We start from the raw sequence: 18,948 nt of genomic DNA on the forward strand, positions 1-18,948 counted from the left end.
CTCAGAAAAAGATAATTAGATGATTACCGCTTCTTCAATGATTTCTACGAGGCGGAATCGTTTATCTTTTGAAAGCGGGCGAGTTTCCATAATTTTTACGATATCGCCTTTTTTTGCTTTATTTTCTTCGTCATGTGCTTTAAATTTCTTGGAATATTTGACGCGTTTTCCGTAAAGAGTGTCTTTTTTATACGTTTCAACAACAACAGTGATCGTTTTATCCATCTTATCGGATACGACACGGCCATTGTAAACTTTGCGCTGGTTACGTTCAGCCATGGTTTATTAAACCTCCTCCCATTTTTATGCTTTATTAATGCCTAGTTCGCGTTCTCTGAGAACGGTTTTGGCACGGGCAATATCCTTACGGACGTTGCGAATGCGGGCAGGGTTTTCTAGTTGACCAGTTGCCAGTTGAAAGCGCAAGTTAAAGAGCTCTTCTTTAAGCGTTTTTGCTTGTTCTTCCACTTCTGCTGTGGTCAAGTTTCTGAATTCATTAGCTTTCATTTGCCTCACCACCCACTTCTTCACGTTTTACAAACTTCGTCTTGATAGGAAGCTTGTGAGACGCAAGTCTAAGTGCTTCCCGAGCTACCTCTTCGGAAACACCTGCTACTTCAAACAAGATTTTCCCAGGCTTCACTACAGCTACCCAGCCTTCAGGCGCACCTTTACCGGAACCCATACGAACTTCCAGAGGTTTTGCTGTATATGGTTTATTTGGAAAGATTTTAATCCATACTTTACCGCCACGTTTCATATAACGAGTCATCGCAATACGAGCGGCTTCAATTTGCCGGTTCGTAATCCAAGATGGTTCAAGAGCCTGTAGTCCGTACTCACCAAATGAAACTTCTGTACCGCCTTTTGCACGGCCTGTCATTCTACCGCGATGTTCACGGCGATACTTAACACGTTTTGGCATCAACATAATTACTTTCCTCCTTCCTCGTTATTCGATCCTTTCACAGGAAGGACTTCTCCACGATACACCCAAACTTTCACACCTAATTTTCCGTACGTTGTGTCAGCTTCTGCTGTGCCGTAATCAATGTCGGCACGCAAGGTATGAAGTGGAACAGTACCTTCGTTGTAACCTTCACTGCGAGCAATATCCGCACCACCAAGACGTCCGGACACTTCCGTTCTAATTCCTTTTGCACCAGAGCGCATTGTACGCTGAATAGATTGCTTCATTGCACGACGAAAAGAAACCCGGTTTTCGAGTTGGCGCGCAATATTTTCTGCAACTAGACGCGCATCAAGATCAGCTTGCTTTACTTCAGAAATGTTGATGTGTACTCTCTTGCCAGTTAGACCATTCAATGCTTTTCGCAGTGCTTCTACTTCCGAACCGCCTTTTCCAATAACCATTCCTGGCTTCGCCGTATGGATGGTAATGTTCACGCGTTTTGCTGCTCGTTCAATTTCGATTCTGGAAACAGAGGCATCTTTAAGTCTATTTTCAATGTATTCACGGATTTTCACATCTTCGTGAAGCAAATCTGCATAGTCCTTTTCAGCATACCACTTGGAATCCCAGTCACGAATCACACCTATTCTAAGTCCTAATGGATTAACTTTTTGACCCACGCATTATCCCTCCTTTTTTTCTGATACCACTACTGTGATGTGGCTTGTTCTTTTATTAATACGTGTTGCACGACCCATTGCACGCGGACGGAAACGTTTTAGCGTAATGCCTTCATCAACGAATGCTTCACTGATAAAAAGGTTTTGTGCTTCCATTTCATAGTTGTGCTCCGCATTTGCGACGGCAGAATGAATGACTTTCTCAATAATCGGTGAAGCTGCCTTTGGTGTGTTTTTCAAAATGGCGATAGCTTCTCCGATGTCTTTGCCCCGAACGAGGTCAATGACTAACCGTGCTTTGCGAGGGGCAATACGAATTTGTTTAGCTACTGCTTTAGCTTGCATGTAGAGAACCTCCCCTCTGTTTAGCGTTTCGTTTTCTTATCGTCACTTTTATGGCCTCTAAAAGATCTAGTAGGCGCAAATTCACCAAGCTTATGCCCTACCATATCCTCAGAAACGTATACTGGTACATGTTTTCTACCATCATAGACAGCGATAGTGTGTCCTACAAAGTCAGGAAAAATTGTCGAACGGCGTGACCATGTTTTGATTACTTTTTTATCGTTGTTCTCATTTAAGTTTTCTACTTTCTTCATCAAGTGATCATCCGCAAAAGGTCCTTTTTTCAAACTGCGGCCCATTAGAAAACCTCCTTTCAAATGCCATGCGGCTCATCCGAACCGACATGTGAACTTTTACTTCTTACGACGACGACGACGGACAATGTACTTGTCAGTATCTTTATTTTTCTTACGAGTTTTGTAACCGATAGTAGGCATACCCCAAGGAGATACTGGTGAAACGCGTCCGATAGGAGCACGTCCTTCCCCGCCCCCGTGTGGGTGATCGCTCGGGTTCATGGCAGAACCACGGACGACAGGGCGCTTACCAAGCCAGCGAGAACGTCCTGCTTTACCAACGTTAATCAGTTCATGTTCAACGTTTCCGACCTGCCCTACAGTAGCACGACATGTCGCCAGAATTAAACGAGTTTCCCCTGAACGGAGACGGACTAATACGTATTTGCCCTCTTTACCAAGCACTTGTGCTTCGGCTCCAGCTGAACGTACCAATTGAGCTCCGCGTCCTGGTTTCAACTCTACGTTGTGAATAATTGTACCAACCGGAATGTTAGTCAGCGGCAGTGCGTTTCCTGGCTTAATATCTGCGTCCGGACCGGAAACGACCGTCTGTCCTACCTTCATTCCTTTTGTAGCAAGAATATAACGTTTCTCCCCATCCGTATAATGAATGAGCGCAATGTTTGCGGAACGGTTCGGATCATACTCAATGGTAGCTACTTTACCCGGCACGTTATCTTTATCTCGCTTGAAATCTATTACACGATATTGCCGTTTGTGGCCTCCGCCTTGATGACGAACGGTAATTCTGCCCTGATTATTACGTCCTGAACGTTTGTTAAGAGGTCGCAATAATGACTTTTCAGGCTGGTCCGTTGTAATTTCTTCAAAATTAACACTTGACATATGGCGGCGGCCATTCGATGTCGGTTTATGCTTCTTAATAGACATCAATCTTTCCCTCCTTCACTCTTTGTTTATACGCCTTCAAAGAAATCGAATTCTTTACTGTCTTCAGTCAGCGTAACAACAGCCTTCTTGCGGTTAGGCTTGTATCCGTGGTAACGACCGAAACGACGAAACTTTCCTTTTTGATTAAGCGTATTGATCTTTGCTACCTTTACTTCAAAAATTTCTTCGATAGCTTGTTTTATTTGTGTTTTATTTGCCTTAACGTCCACTTCAAAAGTGTATTTCTTAATATCCATTAGATCAGCGGAACGTTCAGTGATTACGGGGCGCTTAATTACATCACGTGCAGTCATTATGCGAGCACCTCCTCTACCTTCTCCACTGCCTCTTTAGTGATGACAAGCTTATCATGCTTGATGATATCCAATACTGTCGTATTGTCAGCAGTAGTATAGGTTACTCCAGGAATATTACGAGCAGATAATGCTACTTCCTCATTGTAGTCTGCAGTAACAATCAAAACAGTGTTTTCAGCAGAAAGACTAGTGAGAATTGCAGTCATTTCCTTTGTTTTCGGCTTGTCAAGCTGTAATTGATCTAACGCAATAACGCTCTCTTCTTTCACTTTCAAAGAATAGGCGGATTTGATAGCGAGACGCCGTACTTTTTTCGGCATTTTGTAGCCGTACTGACGAGGAGTTGGACCAAAGACAATTCCGCCTCCTACCCATTGTGGAGAACGAATAGACCCTTGGCGTGCCCGCCCTGTTCCTTTTTGGCGCCATGGTTTACGTCCACCGCCGCTTCTTGCCGAACGGTTCTTCACTTGATGCGTCCCTTGTCGTAGTGACGCTTGCTGCATCACAACCGCACTGTGCAACACGTGTTCATTTGGTTCAATGCCGAAGATAGCATCTTCTAAATCGATGTCGCCTACCTTCGTTCCGGTCTGGTTCAATAACTCAATCTTAGGCATATTGGAGCCTCCTTTCTCTTAGCTTACTTCGTTGCTGTTTTAACAGCACTCTGAATCGAAAGTATACTTTTATTCGGACCAGGAACATTCCCTTTAACGATGATCAAATTCCGATCAGCGTCTACTTTTACAATCTCAATATTTTGGACTGTGACTGTTTTACCGCCCATTCGTCCAGGAAGCTTCTTCCCTTTAAAAACGTGACTTGGATCAACAGGTCCCATTGCACCAGGTCCGCGATGGTAGCGGGAACCGTGCGTCATTGGTCCACGTGACTGATTGTGGCGCTTTATTGAGCCTTGAAAACCTTTCCCCTTAGATGTTCCGGTAATGTCCACCACATCTCCAGCAGCAAACGTATCAACTTTGACTTCCTGACCAACTTCATACTCTCCGGTTTCTACATCACGGATTTCACATGCGTAGCGCTTGGGAGCAGTGTTAGCTTTAGAAGCATGCCCTTTTTCTGGTTTAGTAGCACGGGATTCTTTTTTATCAAGAAAGCCGATCTGAATGGCGTCATACCCGTCAGAGTCTACATTTTTAGTTTGAAGCACTACGTTAGGTTCCGCTTCAATGACGGTAACCGGTAGAAGTTCTCCATTCTCATTAAATAGCTGGGTCATGCCTACCTTTTTACCCAAGATTCCTTTGGTCATTCGTCACACCTCCTGATTAATGTATAGTTATTTTATATTTTGCAGACGATATTTTAACATTGTTTTCTTTACAGCTTAATTTCAATATCTACACCAGATGGCAGATCTAAACGCATAAGCGCGTCTACCGTTTGCGGCGTAGGGCTGAGAATATCAATCAAACGTTTATGTGTACGCATTTCAAACTGCTCGCGAGAATCTTTATACTTATGCGTCGCACGCAGCACCGTGTAAACAGACTTTTCTGTTGGTAGCGGGATCGGTCCTGAAACGTTAGCACCTGAACGTTTTGCAGTCCCTACAATCTTTTCCGCAGATTGATCAAGAACCCGGTGGTCATACGCCTTTAAACGAATGCGAATCTTTTCTTTTGCCATATGAAGCCCTCCTTTTTCGTCCGATTTTACAGACATGCTCCGTGAAAATTTCCCGACCGTCATCCATGGCAAAGGGGCCTGGCGTATCGGCAACCTTCCACATCATCGCTGCCATCATCCCCCACCAACGAATGATACTTCAATGGTGGGTCGTGATCACACCTTTACTATTATAAGGATTCAACACCTTAAATGCAAGGAATCTTTTAAAAAAATTAAAGAGAGGGTGTTGATTCTCCTTAATTCGTTTCATTTCTAGAACGAGAACCCAAAAAGAAGAAACCCCGTCAGTTTGACGGGGTTATTTCTTTTATTACTTTTCGATCGTTGATACAACGCCGGCGCCAACTGTACGGCCGCCTTCACGAATAGAGAACTTAGTTCCGTCTTCGATTGCAATTGGAGAAATGAGTTCTACCGTCATTTCTACGTTATCTCCAGGCATTACCATTTCTACTCCTTCTGGAAGTTGAATAACCCCAGTAACATCAGTTGTACGGAAGTAGAACTGAGGACGATAGTTAGAGAAGAAAGGAGTATGACGTCCACCTTCTTCTTTAGAAAGAACGTAAACCTCAGCCTTAAAATTAGTGTGTGGAGTAATAGATCCCGGCTTAGCAAGAACCTGACCACGCTTAATGTCTTCACGGTCAACACCGCGGAGAAGCGCACCAATGTTATCCCCAGCTTCTGCGTAGTCAAGAAGCTTACGGAACATTTCTACCCCTGTAACAGTTGTTTTCTTAGCATCTTCATCGATACCAATGATTTCAATTTCATCACCGACGTTAAGTACGCCACGCTCAACACGTCCAGTCGCAACTGTACCGCGTCCAGTAATGGAGAATACGTCCTCAACTGGCATCATGAAAGGCTTATCTTTGTCACGCTCCGGTGTTGGGATGTATTCATCAACTGCTTCCATCAACTCAATGATTTTTTGCTCGTACGCTTCGTCGCCTTCCAACGCTTTCAAGGCAGAACCAGCAATGACAGGAATGTCGTCGCCAGGGAAGTCGTATTCAGAAAGCAGGTCGCGCACTTCCATTTCAACGAGTTCTAAGAGTTCTTCGTCGTCTACCATATCCACTTTGTTTAAGAAAACAACGATGGAAGGTACACCAACTTGACGTGAAAGCAGGATATGTTCACGAGTCTGTGGCATTGGGCCGTCAGCAGCAGATACAACAAGAATAGCACCATCCATCTGAGCAGCACCTGTGATCATGTTCTTAACATAGTCTGCGTGTCCCGGGCAGTCTACGTGAGCATAGTGACGGTTGTCTGTTTCATACTCAACGTGAGAGGTAGAGATAGTGATTCCACGCTCACGCTCTTCCGGAGCACCGTCGATTGTGTCGTAAGCTCTCGCTTCACCTGAACCATATTTTTTATGAAGAACTGTGGTGATAGCAGCAGTCAACGTAGTTTTACCATGGTCAACGTGGCCAATAGTACCAATGTTGGCATGTGTTTTGGAACGATCGAACTTTTCTTTAGCCATTGTTAAATTCCTCCCTTAATACAGGTAAATGATTTAAAAGCCGGAAAGGTTCACCATATACAAGGGTCACCTTTCTTAGCTTACAATAAAACAAAATGTCAGACAATCTTTTCAGCGAAATTATTCACCGCTGTTTTTCTTAATGATTTCCTCAGAAACGCTCTTTGGCACTTCTTCGTAATGATCGAAAAACATGGTATAGTTTCCTCGTCCTTGTGTGTTGGAGCGAAGGTTTGTTGCGTAACCAAACATTTCCGCCAGTGGAACAAAAGCTTTGATCGCTTGTGTATTTGCACGGGCTTCCATGCCTTCTACACGTCCGCGGCGTGATGTAATGTCACCCATGACGTCACCCATGTATTCCTCTGGCACGACGACTTCTACCTTCATTACCGGCTCGAGCAGGACAGGATTACAAAGGTCTTTCGCTTTTCTAAGGGCCATAGATGCAGCAACTTTAAATGCCATTTCATTTGAGTCAACATCATGGTAAGAACCATCGAAAAGCTTAGCCTTCACATCAATCAACGGGTACCCCGCTAGCAGACCATTCTGCAGCGCTTCCGCGACACCTTGTTGAACAGAAGGGATATATTCACGCGGAACTACCCCGCCGACAATCTTATTTTCAAATTCGAAGCCCGCACCTTCATCATTTGGAGAGAACTCAATCCATACGTGTCCGTATTGACCACGGCCACCGGACTGGCGCACGAATTTACCCTCACAATTTGCTGCCTTACGAATTGTTTCACGATAGGAAACTTGCGGTGCCCCTACAGTAGCTTCTACTTTAAATTCCCGTTTTAAACGGTCGACGATAATGTCAAGGTGAAGTTCACCCATTCCTTTAATAATCGTCTGTCCGGTCTCCGTATCTGTTTCCGTTTGGAAAGTAGGATCTTCTTCGGCAAGCTTGCCGAGAGCAATACCCATTTTATCTTGATCTGCCTTTGACTTCGGTTCAACAGATAGAGAAATTACTGGATCAGGGAACTCCATAGATTCAAGAATCACTCGGTTTTTATCGTCACAGAGTGTGTCACCCGTACCAGTGTCTTTTAAGCCGACACCAGCTGCGATATCACCGGAATAAACAGTAGAAATTTCTTCACGTGAGTTGGCGTGCATCTGTAGAATCCGGCCAACACGCTCGCGTTTTTCCTTCGTGGAGTTGCGAACATAAGATCCGGAATCCAATTTCCCGGAATAAACGCGGAAGAATGTCAGCTTACCGACGTACGGATCTGTCGCCACTTTAAATGCAAGTGCTGCAAACGGTCCGTTGTCGTCCGCTTTTCTTTCTACTTCCTCATCACTGTCTGGAAGTGTACCTTTGATCGGAGGAACGTCAAGTGGTGAAGGCAGATAATCAAGCACTGCATCGATCATCACTTGAACCCCTTTATTTTTAAAGGCTGATCCACATAAGACAGGATAGAAATCAACGCTCAAAGTACCTTTACGGATAGCAGCTTTCAGTTCTTCTACACTGATTTCTTCGCCTTCCAGATACTTCATCATCAGGTCCTCATCAAACTCAGCGACAGCTTCAACCAACTTATCATGATATTCTTCAGCTTGAGCTTTATACTCTTCTGGAATCTCCCGTGCTTCCGTACGGGTACCGAGATCGTCGAGATAGTAATAGGCTTCCATCTTCACTAAATCAATAATCCCTTCAAAGTGGTCTTCTGCACCGATTGGCAACTGTATTGGCTGCGCATTTGCACCGAGACGCTCTTTGAGTGTTCCACAAGCATATAGAAAGTCTGCTCCAATTTTATCCATCTTATTAATAAAGACAATTCTCGGAACATGATAAGTCGTCGCTTGACGCCAAACTGTTTCTGTCTGCGGCTCTACCCCGGATTGGGCATCAAGGACTGTTACCGCACCATCGAGGACACGTAAAGAACGCTCTACCTCCACAGTGAAGTCGACGTGTCCAGGCGTGTCAATAATGTTAATCCGATGGTCTTTCCATCGAGCTGTTGTGGCAGCTGATGTAATCGTAATGCCGCGTTCCTGTTCTTGTGCCATCCAGTCCATTTGCGAAGCCCCTTCGTGAGTCTCGCCAATTTTGTGGATACGGCCAGTGTAATACAGAATACGCTCCGTAGTAGTAGTTTTACCAGCATCAATGTGAGCCATGATACCGATATTACGAGTCTTTTCTAAGGAGAATTCTCGTGTCATGTACTTTTTTCTCCTTTCTTTCATACTAAGAGTTGGAATGTATAAACATCAGCTGTCTTACCAGCGGTAATGTGCAAACGCTTTGTTAGCTTCCGCCATGCGGTGTGTGTCCTCACGTTTCTTCACAGCGGATCCAGTGTTGTTCGCTGCGTCAAGGATCTCATTAGCAAGACGTTCTTCCATTGTCTTTTCTCCGCGAAGACGTGCATAGCTTACCAGCCAACGCAAGGCTAAAGTAGTTCGGCGGTCCGGCTTCACTTCGATCGGCACCTGATAGTTAGCACCACCAACACGGCGTGCTTTAACCTCAAGTACTGGCATAATGTTTTTCATTGCTTGATCAAAAACATCCATTGGCTCTTCGCCTGAGCGTTCACGAATAAGTTCAAATGCTTTATACAGGATGTTCTGCGCTTTCCCCTTTTTCCCATTTTGCATAATACGGTTAATCAAACGAGTAACCAGCTTTGAATGGTAAAGTGGATCAGGCAAAACATCCCTGCGTGGTACAGGTCCTTTACGGGGCATGTGTCACCCTCCTTTCAAAAAATTGATAACAATTCAACGTTGTGTTTTTATTTTTTAGCACGCTTCGTGCCATATTTGGAACGGCTTGTTTTCCGATCTTGCACACCAGCAGTGTCAAGAGCACCGCGCACAATGTGGTAACGTACACCCGGAAGGTCTTTTACACGTCCTCCCCGAATAAGCACTACGCTGTGTTCTTGAAGATTGTGGCCGATACCCGGAATGTATGCTGTCACTTCAATTTGGTTCGTCAAACGAACACGTGCATATTTACGAAGGGCAGAGTTTGGCTTCTTCGGTGTCATGGTACCGACACGCGTACAAACGCCACGCTTCTGCGGAGAGTTCTGATCAGTTGGGATTTTTCTATAACTGTTGTATCCCCTGTTCAATGCAGGAGAGTCAGAACCTTTGACTTTATCCTTCCGTCCTTTACGTACTAATTGGTTAATAGTAGGCATCCTGTTTCCTCCTTTCTTATGCGTTTTTTCAAGACCACCGTTCCAGGTGGTTCATCGCGAAGCAAAAGTAAAGTTTTTGCCGACAGGAAGACCTCCCTGCCAGCAAAAACATCATCGCTTTTTTAATGCAACCGCAGCTGCTCCAACATCGATTCCACAAGCTTTACCAAGCTTTTTCATGGAATCTACTTTGTGAATCAATACCCCTTTTGCTTCAGCTACGATAAGAACTTTCTCAACTACTTTACTATCAGCATCATCAGCAACGATAATTGCATCGACAGAGTTCGATTCCAAAGCTTTTAACGTTTGCTTCGTCCCTATTAGAACCTCAGCCGCCTGTGATACTTTTTCATAAGACATTCTATATCCTCCAAAGCACAGGGTGTTAGGCGCACCTAAAAATCATATCACCGTGTTAGAAAGATGTCAATACTATTTAATCCTGCTGAATGATTTTCTCTTCCAGGTTTGATTCCTCAGCAGAGTCCTCTGTAAACTTTTGGGACTCTAGTGTGCGGTATCGCTGCATTCCTGTTCCAGCCGGGACTAATTTACCGATAATGACATTTTCCTTCAAACCGAGCAGTTCATCACGCTTCCCTTTAATTGCTGCATCAGTCAAAACACGCGTTGTTTCTTGGAAAGAAGCAGCTGAGAGGAATGAATCTGTCTCGAGCGATGCTTTTGTAATCCCAAGAATAACCGGGTGTCCAACAGCAGGCTTGCCTTTATTCTGAAGTACTCCCTCGTTTGCCTTATCAAAGTTGTGGACTTCTACCAAACTTCCCGGCAGAACTTCTGTATCGCCGGAATCAACTACACGGATTTTGCGAAGCATTTGGCGAACCATTACTTCGACGTGCTTATCGCCAATCTCAACCCCTTGCATACTATAAACCTTTTGGACCTCTTTTAGCAAGTATTCCTGAACAGTCTGAAGCCCAGTAACTTTCAGAAGTTCCTTAGGATCGATTGAACCCTCGGTAAGCGGGGCACCCGCGTTCACATTATCTCCAACTGATACTTTCATGCGCGCACCGTACGGCGTCGTGTATGTTTTCGCTTCCAGCTTGCCCTGTACGGTTATTTCTTTTTTGTCTTGCAGTTCCTTCACATCAGTGACTTCCCCGGCCAATTCAGAAATAACAGCCTGACCTTTAGGGTTACGAGCCTCAAACAGTTCTTGAATACGCGGAAGACCTTGCGTGATATCATCTCCAGCTACACCGCCTGTATGGAACGTACGCATCGTGAGCTGTGTGCCTGGCTCCCCGATCGACTGTGCAGCGATAATACCAACCGCTTCTCCGACTTCCACGTCTGAACCGGTTGCAAGGTTACGGCCATAACATTTTTTACATACCCCGTGGCGGGTATCACACGTGAAGACAGAACGGATCGTTACTTTTTCTACTCCCGATTCCTCAATCATTTTAGCTTTATCGGCATGGATTAGCTCGCCTTTTTTCGCAAGCACTTCATTCGTTTCTGGATGGCGGACTGTTTTAAAGACCACGCGTCCAGTGAGACGATCTTGAAGGTTTTCAATAAGTTCGTTTCCTTCCCGAAGCGCATAAACCTCCAGACCCTGATCTGTATTACAGTCATCTTCACGTACAATGACATCTTGCGCCACGTCCACTAAACGGCGGGTTAAATAACCAGAGTCAGCTGTCTTAAGCGCAGTGTCAGCAAGCCCTTTACGAGCACCGTGCGTGGAAATAAAGTACTCGAGTACCGTCAGTCCTTCCCGGAAACTAGACTTAATCGGCAACTCGATAATCCGGCCGGACGGATTCGCCATCAGTCCGCGCATTCCCGCAAGCTGCGTAAAGTTCGAGGCGTTACCACGCGCTCCTGAATCACTCATCATAAAGATAGGGTTCGTTTTTTCAAGCGTTCCCATAAGTTTCTCTTGTATCGTGTCCTTCGCCTCACTCCAAATGGAGATAACCTTGCTGTAACGTTCTTCCTCCGTAATCAAACCGCGGCGGAATTGTTTCATAACTTTTGATACTTTTTCTTCCGCTTCATCTAGTATATCTTGTTTGTCCTTGAGGACGACGATGTCTGAGATACCTACTGTAATGCCCGCTTTTGTAGAATAGTAAAACCCTAAGTCTTTCATGCGATCCAGCATTTTAGATGTTTCGATAATTTGAAAGTCCTTGAACACCTCTGCAATAATGTCGCCCAAGAATCCTTTCTTAAACGGCAGCACAGGGTCACGTTTTGCAATTTCCTCTTTAATGTCTACAGTCGTCGACACCATAAACTTGTCAGGAAGAGCCCTCTCCAGATTCACAGCGGTAGGCTCATTAATGTAAGGGAACGACTCGGGAAGTATTTCATTAAATATCAGTTTCCCGACTGTTGTAATGAGCAATTTTTGATTCTGCTCTCCTGTAAAGTTCGTCTTATCAAGCGAAGAAACAGGAAGTGCAATTCTCGTATGCAAGTGGACATAACCATTTTGGTATGCCGTCAGTGCTTCATCCGTATCTTTAAAAACTGAACCTTCACCCACTGCACCGGCTCTTTCTAATGTTAGGTAATAGTTGCCAAGTACCATATCTTGAGAAGGTGTGACGACAGGCTTTCCGTCTTTTGGATTCAAGATATTTTGGGCAGCCAGCATCAAAATACGCGCTTCCGCCTGTGCTTCTGCGGACAGCGGTACGTGTACCGCCATTTGATCACCGTCAAAGTCAGCATTGTAAGCTGTACAAACGAGTGGATGCAACTTAATAGCACGGCCTTCCACTAAGATCGGCTCAAATGCTTGAATGCCAAGTCTATGAAGCGTCGGCGCCCGGTTTAATAAGACAGGGTGCTCTTTAATTACCTCTTCCAGTACGTCCCACACTTCAGGATGCACGCGTTCAACTTTTCTTTTCGCACTTTTAATGTTATGAGCAAGCCCTCTGCTAACAAGCTCCTTCATAACGAATGGCTTAAAGAGCTCAAGTGCCATTTCTTTTGGCAAGCCACACTGATACATTTTCAGCGAAGGACCGACAACAATAACAGAACGACCGGAATAGTCAACCCGCTTCCCCAGTAGATTTTGACGGAAACGGCCTTGTTTCCCTTTGAGCATATGAGAAAGAGATTTAAGCGGTCTATTACCCGGACCTGTAACGGGACGGCCACGGCGCCCATTATCGATTAGCGCATCGACAGCCTCCTGCAACATCCGTTTTTCATTTTGAACGATAATACTTGGTGCGCCAAGGTCCAATAGACGTTTTAAGCGATTGTTTCGATTGATCACACGACGATACAAATCGTTAAGGTCAGAAGTGGCAAACCTTCCCCCGTCCAGCTGAACCATAGGACGTAGCTCAGGAGGGATGATAGGAAGCACATCTAGAATCATCCAAGAAGGATGGTTGCCGGAATGACGGAAAGACTCGACAACCTCCAACCGTTTAATAGCACGTGTTCTTCGTTGACCTTGGGCAGTTTCCAGCTCCTCTTTTAACATTTTCGCCTCTTTTTCAAGAGAAATATCTTGGAGCAGCTTACGAATTGCCTCTGCACCCATTTGTGCCGTAAAGCCGCGGCCGTATTTATCATAATAGGCACGATACTCTTTTTCTGAGAGCAGCTGCTTGTAGTCAAGCGGCGTTTCACCGGGATCCGTGACAACGTAAGAAGCAAAATAGATAACCTCTTCAAGTGAACGAGGGGACATATCAAGGACAAGCCCCATCCGGCTTGGAATCCCTTTAAAATACCAAATGTGTGAGACCGGGGCAGCCAGCTCGATATGCCCCATCCGTTCACGCCTAACTTTTGCCCTTGTGACCTCTACTCCGCATCGATCGCATACTACACCTTTATAGCGGACTCTTTTATATTTCCCGCAATGACATTCCCAATCTTTAGTAGGTCCAAAGATTCTTTCGCAAAAAAGTCCATCTTTTTCCGGTTTTAATGTGCGGTAGTTAATCGTTTCCGGCTTCTTCACTTCACCACGCGACCAGGATCTTATTTTATCCGGCGATGCGAGACCGATCTTCATGTATTCAAAATTATTTACGTCAATCAAAGGGTCAACCTCCCTCTAAACTTCACTGGACTCCATTTTAAGATTCAACTTACTCCCAGATTGTTCGTCTTCGTCATCCAGCTCTTTCATCTCTATTTCTTCTTCCGTGCTAGAAAGCATCTTCACATCCATGCCCAGGCTCTGAAGTTCTTTAATCAAGACTTTGAAAGATTCAGGTACACCTGGCTCTGGTACATTCTCGCCTTTGACAATCGCTTCATACGTTTTCACGCGGCCGACAACATCATCTGATTTAACGGTGAGTATTTCCTGCAAGGTGTACGCTGCACCGTAAGCTTCAAGTGCCCAAACTTCCATCTCACCAAAACGCTGACCGCCAAATTGTGCTTTACCACCAAGAGGCTGCTGGGTAACGAGCGAGTATGGACCGGTTGAGCGCGCATGCAGCTTGTCATCAACCATATGCGCAAGCTTGATCATATACATAACGCCTACTGATACACGACTGTCAAAAGGTTCACCCGTACGACCGTCATAAAGGATTGTTTTACCGTCTCTTGCCATGCCGGCTTCCTCCAGTGTACTCCAGACGTCTTCTTCATTAGCTCCGTCAAAAACAGGAGTAGCCATGTGGAGGTTTAGGGAGCGAGCCGCCATACCTAAATGCAATTCAAGCACCTGTCCGATATTCATCCGCGAAGGAACGCCAAGCGGGTTTAACATAATATCAATTGGTGTGCCGTCTGGTAAGTAAGGCATATCTTCTTCCGGAAGGATCCGGGAAATAACACCTTTGTTCCCGTGACGACCAGCCATTTTGTCTCCCTCGTGAATTTTCCTTTTCTGGACCAGATAGACACGGACAAGCTGATTGACACCTGGTGGAAGTTCATCGCCATCTTCCCGATTAAAGATTTTCACATCCAAAACAATGCCATCTGCTCCGTGCGGCACTCGGAGAGACGTATCACGCACTTCACGCGCTTTTTCACCAAATATAGCGTGGAGAAGACGTTCTTCCGCCGTCAACTCTGTCATCCCCTTCGGTGTCACTTTTCCGACAAGGATGTCACCGTCGTTTACTTCAGCACCGACGCGGATAATGCCACGGTCATCCAAGTCTTTCAAAGCTTCCTCACTGACATTCGGGATATCGCGTGTTATTTCTTCCGGTCCTAATTTCGTGTCGCGTGCTTCCGATTCATACTCTTCAATATGAACAGATGTGTAGACATCATCCTTCACTAACCGTTCACTTAAAATGATAGCATCCTCATAATTGTAACCATCCCATGTCATAAAGCCGACCAAGACATTACGTCCGAGTGCCATCTCACCTTTATCCATTGACGGGCCATCCCCGAGCACTTCACCTTTTTCAACTCGGTCTCCTTCACTAACGATCGGCCGCTGATTGTAGCTGGTTCCTTGATTCGAACGCACAAATTTAGAAAGCTTATACTTATCTACGTCTGTTTCTACTTCTTGTCCGTCTACCTTCTCAATACGGCGTACCCAGACTTCGCGGGCTGTCACCCGTTCGACAATCCCAGCCGTTCTTGCGACTATAGCAGCCCCGGAGTCACGGGCTGACACATACTCCATGCCAGTTCCGACAAGAGGAGCTTCCGGCTCAAGCAAAGGAACAGCCTGACGTTGCATGTTCGCACCCATTAATGCCCGGTTGGAGTCATCGTTTTCCAAGAAAGGCACACAAGCGGTAGCCGCTGAGACAACCTGTTTAGGGGATACGTCCATATAGTCAATTTTTTCCTTAGGTACGATGGTGTTCTCCCCGCGGAAACGAGCAATGATATTATCATCCACAAAAGCACCATTTTCATCGAGCTTGGCGTTCGCCTGTGCTACCACGTAATTGTCCTCTTCGTCAGCAGTAAGGTAATCGCACTCTGTCGTCACTATACCCCGCTCATGATCTACACGGCGGTAGGCTGTCTCTATAAAACCAAAACGGTTAACACGAGCATACGTTGACAAAGAGTTAATTAAGCCGATGTTAGGCCCCTCCGGCGTTTCAATCGGACACATTCTACCGTAGTGCGAGTAATGGACGTCCCGTACTTCGAAGCCGGCACGTTCTCTCGTAAGTCCGCCGGGCCCAAGTGCAGAGAGACGGCGTTTATGAGTCAGTTCCGCAAGCGGATTAGTCTGGTCCATAAACTGGGACAGCTGCGAGCTGCCGAAGAACTCTTTAATAGAGGCAATAACTGGGCGAATATTGATCAGGGCCTGAGGAGTAATAGCGCTGGGGTCTTGAATGGACATACGCTCCCGCACTACTCTCTCCATACGGGACAAGCCGATACGGAATTGGTTCTGCAGCAACTCTCCTACGGAACGAAGGCGCCGATTCCCGAGGTGGTCGATGTCATCTGTTAGGCCAACCCCATGCAACAAGTTAAAAAAGTAATTAATTGAGGCAATAATATCTTCAGGCGTAATGTTTTTCACTTCACGGTCCACAACTCCGTTACTGATCACGTGAATAGGAGTGGCGTCTTCCTGTTCGTTAGGCGGATAAATCTTAATGGATTGAACATTAAGTACAGTGTCTTCTACCACTCCGCCTGCAACCGTATATCTTTTGAATCCGACGTTTTCTTCGAGATAGGGAATTAAGCGGTCAAGAGTTCTCCGGTCTAAAATAGCACCCTCCTCAGCCAAAATCTCCCCTGTCTCTGGATCTGCGAGCGTCTCGGCTAAACGCTGGTTTAGAAGGCGGTTCTTAATATGAAGCTTTTTGTTTACTTTATAACGGCCGACATTCGCAAAATCATAGCGCTTTGGATCAAAAAACCTAGTAAACAAAAGGTTTTTTGCACTATCAACAGTTGGAGGTTCACCAGGGCGCAACCGCTCATAAATTTCAATGAGAGCTTTTTCCGAACCATCTGTGTTGTCTTTTTCTAACGTATTACGTAAGTATTCATCATCTCCAAGTAAGTCAATGATTTCTTGATCAGACCCGAATCCAAGTGCACGCAAAAGAACTGTAATAGGGATTTTTCTAGTACGGTCAATACGTACGTAAACAATGTCTTTCGCATCCGTTTCTAACTCAAGCCATGCTCCTCGGTTCGGGATCACCGTAGCGGTATAGCCTTTTTTCCCGTTCTTGTCCATCTTTTCATTGTAATAGACACTCGGTGATCGAACGAGCTGGGATACAATAACCCGCTCCGCACCATTTATAATAAAGGTGCCTGTATCGGTCATAAGCGGGAAATCCCCCATGAACACTTCCTGCTCCTTCACTTCACCTGTTTCTTTGTTCATGAGACGGACTTTTACTCGTAACGGGGCCGAATATGTTACGTCCCGTTCCTTGGATTCGTCAATGGAATACTTTGGTTCACCAAGGCTGTAATCAATAAACTCTAAAACCAAATTACCCGTAAAATCTTCAATAGGAGAAATGTCGCGGAACATTTCACGAATACCCTCATCAAGAAACCACTGATATGATGCTGTCTGAATCTCGATTAAGTTAGGAAGCTCTAATACTTCATTGATTCTCGCGTAACTTCTTCTTTGGCGGTGGCGTCCAAACTGAATAAGTTGACCTGTCAACTGAGTCACCCTTTCAAAATCGTATAATGTCCCGCCTGTCTTCTAACAGGCAATACACATAAGGCGGCTGCCAAATAAGTAAAGCGCAAGCACTATTGACAACAGGTTACTCTCCTCTACGTGTAAAGAAAAACAACCTGAGCCGCTTAACATGGAGCTAGACAATGCCCCATAGATAATAAGAAGCTCTAAACTTTATTAGTCAACTTCCGTTGCTAAAAAACCTTGCACCACAGGGGACAAGTATAACGGAAACTGCCTTAGCATAATAGGGAAGTGCTTGCTTTATAGAAATGCATTTCCGTGCAAAGAAAAAAATGGCCTCTTAAAAAAGAACCACTATTTTCCATCTTTAAATCTGATTGTATTATTATTCCCTCGCGTCCAACATTTTATACCTAAATAACTGTACAGCCATCACGAAGAGCCGTACAACTAGACAGCTTTAAATGGATACATATATGCAGTATTAGACTATAACACAAATGAATAATAGGGTCAAACTTTTTTCGCCCGAAAAATATAGTAACCTTTCTCTCTAGCAACTGTACTTACTTCCTGAAACAATAATTCCAACTTAGCTAGTGCCGAGGGTGCTCCTTGTTTTTTCTGAATGACAACCCACAGTTCACCGCCTTGCTTCAAGTGATCATACACCTCTTCAAACAAACGATGAACCACACTTTTGCCGGCACGTATGGGCGGGTTGGTCAGCACAGCAGCAAAATCTTGTTTCGATATAGCCGCAAAAAGACTACTTTCTGTCACCGTTACATTTTTCGTTCTATGAAAATCTGCGTTTTTCTGAGCCAAAGCTAATGCCCGCTGATTAACGTCCGCAAGCCATACCATTCGCTCCGTTTCTTTTGCAAGCGTTATCCCAATTGGTCCGTACCCGCAACCCATATCCAAAATGCTACCGCTTTCCTCTGGCCACTCGAATGTATTAACGAGGAGACGAGTCCCGAAATCTACTTCATTTTTTGAAAAAACACCATGGTCCGTAGTGAAGCTTAGCATATTGCCGCGCAGCTTACTTTGGACTATTCTTTCATGGCTGTCTATTTCCGGGTGCTGATCGAAATAATGACTACCCATACTCTCTTTCCACACCCTTTCTATGTCATAAAAAGAGCTTCCCCCATAAGAGAAAGCTCTTCCTTTTCAATTACTTAAGTTCTACTTTAGCGCCAGCTTCTTCAAGCTTGCCTTTGATTTCTTCTGCGTCTTCTTTCGATGCGCCTTCTTTAATCGTTTCAGGAGCGCCGTCTACAAGTGCTTTTGCTTCTTTCAAGCCGAGGCCAGTGATTTCGCGAACCACTTTAATAACGTTAATCTTAGAACCGCCTGCTTCTGTCAATACTACGTCAAAATCAGTCTTTTCCTCAGCTTCTTCAGCTGGTGCGCCGCCGCCTACAGCTACTGGAGCTGCTGCCGTTACACCAAATTCCTCTTCAATTGCTTTTACTAGATCGTTCAACTCAAGAACGGACATTTCTTTAATTGCATCAATGATTTGTTCGTTACTCATTGTTCATCCTCCTTA

20 protein-coding genes are annotated in these 18,948 nt (G+C 45.1%); all 20 read right to left on the bottom strand.

The window, feature by feature from the left end:
- Nucleotides 1-15: 15 nt before the first annotated feature.
- The 20 genes from rpsQ to rplL all read right to left on the bottom strand — a co-directional run bounded on the left by rpsQ (nt 16) and on the right by rplL (nt 18,933).
- Nucleotides 16-279 (bottom strand): 30S ribosomal protein S17, encoded by a 264-nt coding sequence (gene rpsQ / locus LOR49_RS15290; protein WP_240377805.1) that lies wholly within the window; start codon nt 277-279, stop codon nt 16-18.
- 24 nt (nt 280-303) lie between these two features.
- Nucleotides 304-507 carry a 50S ribosomal protein L29 gene (gene rpmC, locus LOR49_RS15295; RefSeq protein ID WP_240377807.1) on the bottom strand — a complete coding sequence of 68 codons (204 nt, stop codon included), beginning with the start codon at nt 505-507 and terminating at the stop codon, nt 304-306.
- Nucleotides 497-931: a 50S ribosomal protein L16 gene (gene rplP / locus LOR49_RS15300; protein ID WP_240377809.1), complete on the bottom strand. Its 435-nt coding sequence runs from the start codon at nt 929-931 to the stop codon at nt 497-499. The genes rpmC and rplP overlap by 11 nt, the downstream gene beginning before the upstream one ends.
- A 2-nt stretch (nt 932-933) precedes the next feature.
- On the bottom strand, nt 934-1,593 hold the full coding sequence (gene rpsC, locus LOR49_RS15305; protein WP_240377811.1) for a 30S ribosomal protein S3: 660 nt from the start codon (nt 1,591-1,593) through the stop codon (nt 934-936).
- A gap of 3 nt (nt 1,594-1,596) precedes the next feature.
- Entirely contained in the window at nt 1,597-1,938 is a 342-nt protein-coding gene (gene rplV, locus LOR49_RS15310) for a 50S ribosomal protein L22 (protein WP_240377813.1), read from the bottom strand.
- A gap of 20 nt (nt 1,939-1,958) precedes the next feature.
- Nucleotides 1,959-2,237: a 30S ribosomal protein S19 gene (gene rpsS / locus LOR49_RS15315; protein ID WP_240377815.1), complete on the bottom strand. Its 279-nt coding sequence runs from the start codon at nt 2,235-2,237 to the stop codon at nt 1,959-1,961.
- A 54-nt stretch (nt 2,238-2,291) separates the two neighbouring features.
- Entirely contained in the window at nt 2,292-3,128 is an 837-nt protein-coding gene (rplB, locus tag LOR49_RS15320; RefSeq protein ID WP_240377817.1) for a 50S ribosomal protein L2, read from the bottom strand.
- A gap of 26 nt (nt 3,129-3,154) precedes the next feature.
- Nucleotides 3,155-3,445 (bottom strand): 50S ribosomal protein L23, encoded by a 291-nt coding sequence (gene rplW / locus LOR49_RS15325; protein ID WP_240377858.1) that lies wholly within the window; start codon nt 3,443-3,445, stop codon nt 3,155-3,157.
- On the bottom strand, nt 3,442-4,065 hold the full coding sequence (rplD, locus tag LOR49_RS15330) for a 50S ribosomal protein L4 (RefSeq protein ID WP_240377819.1): 624 nt from the start codon (nt 4,063-4,065) through the stop codon (nt 3,442-3,444). The genes rplW and rplD overlap by 4 nt, the downstream gene beginning before the upstream one ends.
- Before the next feature lie 23 nt (nt 4,066-4,088).
- A complete protein-coding gene (gene rplC, locus LOR49_RS15335; RefSeq protein WP_240377820.1) occupies nt 4,089-4,724 on the bottom strand; it encodes a 50S ribosomal protein L3 in 636 nt (211 codons plus the stop codon).
- 68 nt (nt 4,725-4,792) lie between these two features.
- Nucleotides 4,793-5,101 carry a 30S ribosomal protein S10 gene (gene rpsJ, locus LOR49_RS15340; protein WP_240377822.1) on the bottom strand — a complete coding sequence of 103 codons (309 nt, stop codon included), beginning with the start codon at nt 5,099-5,101 and terminating at the stop codon, nt 4,793-4,795.
- Between the two features lie 313 nt (nt 5,102-5,414).
- Nucleotides 5,415-6,605 (bottom strand): elongation factor Tu, encoded by a 1,191-nt coding sequence (gene tuf / locus LOR49_RS15345; RefSeq protein WP_240377824.1) that lies wholly within the window; start codon nt 6,603-6,605, stop codon nt 5,415-5,417.
- A gap of 120 nt (nt 6,606-6,725) precedes the next feature.
- Nucleotides 6,726-8,804 carry an elongation factor G gene (fusA, locus tag LOR49_RS15350; RefSeq protein WP_240377826.1) on the bottom strand — a complete coding sequence of 693 codons (2,079 nt, stop codon included), beginning with the start codon at nt 8,802-8,804 and terminating at the stop codon, nt 6,726-6,728.
- A 57-nt stretch (nt 8,805-8,861) separates the two neighbouring features.
- A complete protein-coding gene (rpsG, locus tag LOR49_RS15355) occupies nt 8,862-9,332 on the bottom strand; it encodes a 30S ribosomal protein S7 (protein WP_240377828.1) in 471 nt (156 codons plus the stop codon).
- Between the two features lie 47 nt (nt 9,333-9,379).
- Nucleotides 9,380-9,793, bottom strand: a complete 414-nt coding sequence (gene rpsL, locus LOR49_RS15360) for a 30S ribosomal protein S12 (RefSeq protein WP_240377830.1) — start codon at nt 9,791-9,793, stop codon at nt 9,380-9,382.
- Nucleotides 9,794-9,904: 111 nt separating this feature from the next.
- The gene (locus tag LOR49_RS15365; RefSeq protein WP_240377831.1) at nt 9,905-10,156 is read right to left on the bottom strand and encodes a 50S ribosomal protein L7ae-like protein; all 252 of its coding nucleotides are present in this window, start codon (nt 10,154-10,156) and stop codon (nt 9,905-9,907) included.
- A 76-nt stretch (nt 10,157-10,232) separates the two neighbouring features.
- A complete protein-coding gene (gene rpoC, locus LOR49_RS15370; RefSeq protein WP_240377832.1) occupies nt 10,233-13,850 on the bottom strand; it encodes a DNA-directed RNA polymerase subunit beta' in 3,618 nt (1,205 codons plus the stop codon).
- A 15-nt stretch (nt 13,851-13,865) separates the two neighbouring features.
- Nucleotides 13,866-17,402, bottom strand: coding sequence for a DNA-directed RNA polymerase subunit beta (gene rpoB, locus LOR49_RS15375; RefSeq protein ID WP_240377833.1), 3,537 nt, complete (start codon nt 17,400-17,402; stop codon nt 13,866-13,868).
- 498 nt (nt 17,403-17,900) lie between these two features.
- Nucleotides 17,901-18,500: a class I SAM-dependent methyltransferase gene (locus LOR49_RS15380; RefSeq protein WP_240377834.1), complete on the bottom strand. Its 600-nt coding sequence runs from the start codon at nt 18,498-18,500 to the stop codon at nt 17,901-17,903.
- A 70-nt stretch (nt 18,501-18,570) separates the two neighbouring features.
- Nucleotides 18,571-18,933, bottom strand: coding sequence for a 50S ribosomal protein L7/L12 (gene rplL, locus LOR49_RS15385; protein ID WP_240377835.1), 363 nt, complete (start codon nt 18,931-18,933; stop codon nt 18,571-18,573).
- Nucleotides 18,934-18,948: the final 15 nt, after the last annotated feature.

The sequence above is a fragment of the Bacillus piscicola genome (genome assembly GCF_022458745.1).
Classification (GTDB): domain Bacteria; phylum Bacillota; class Bacilli; order Bacillales; family Marinococcaceae; genus Alteribacillus_A; species Alteribacillus_A piscicola.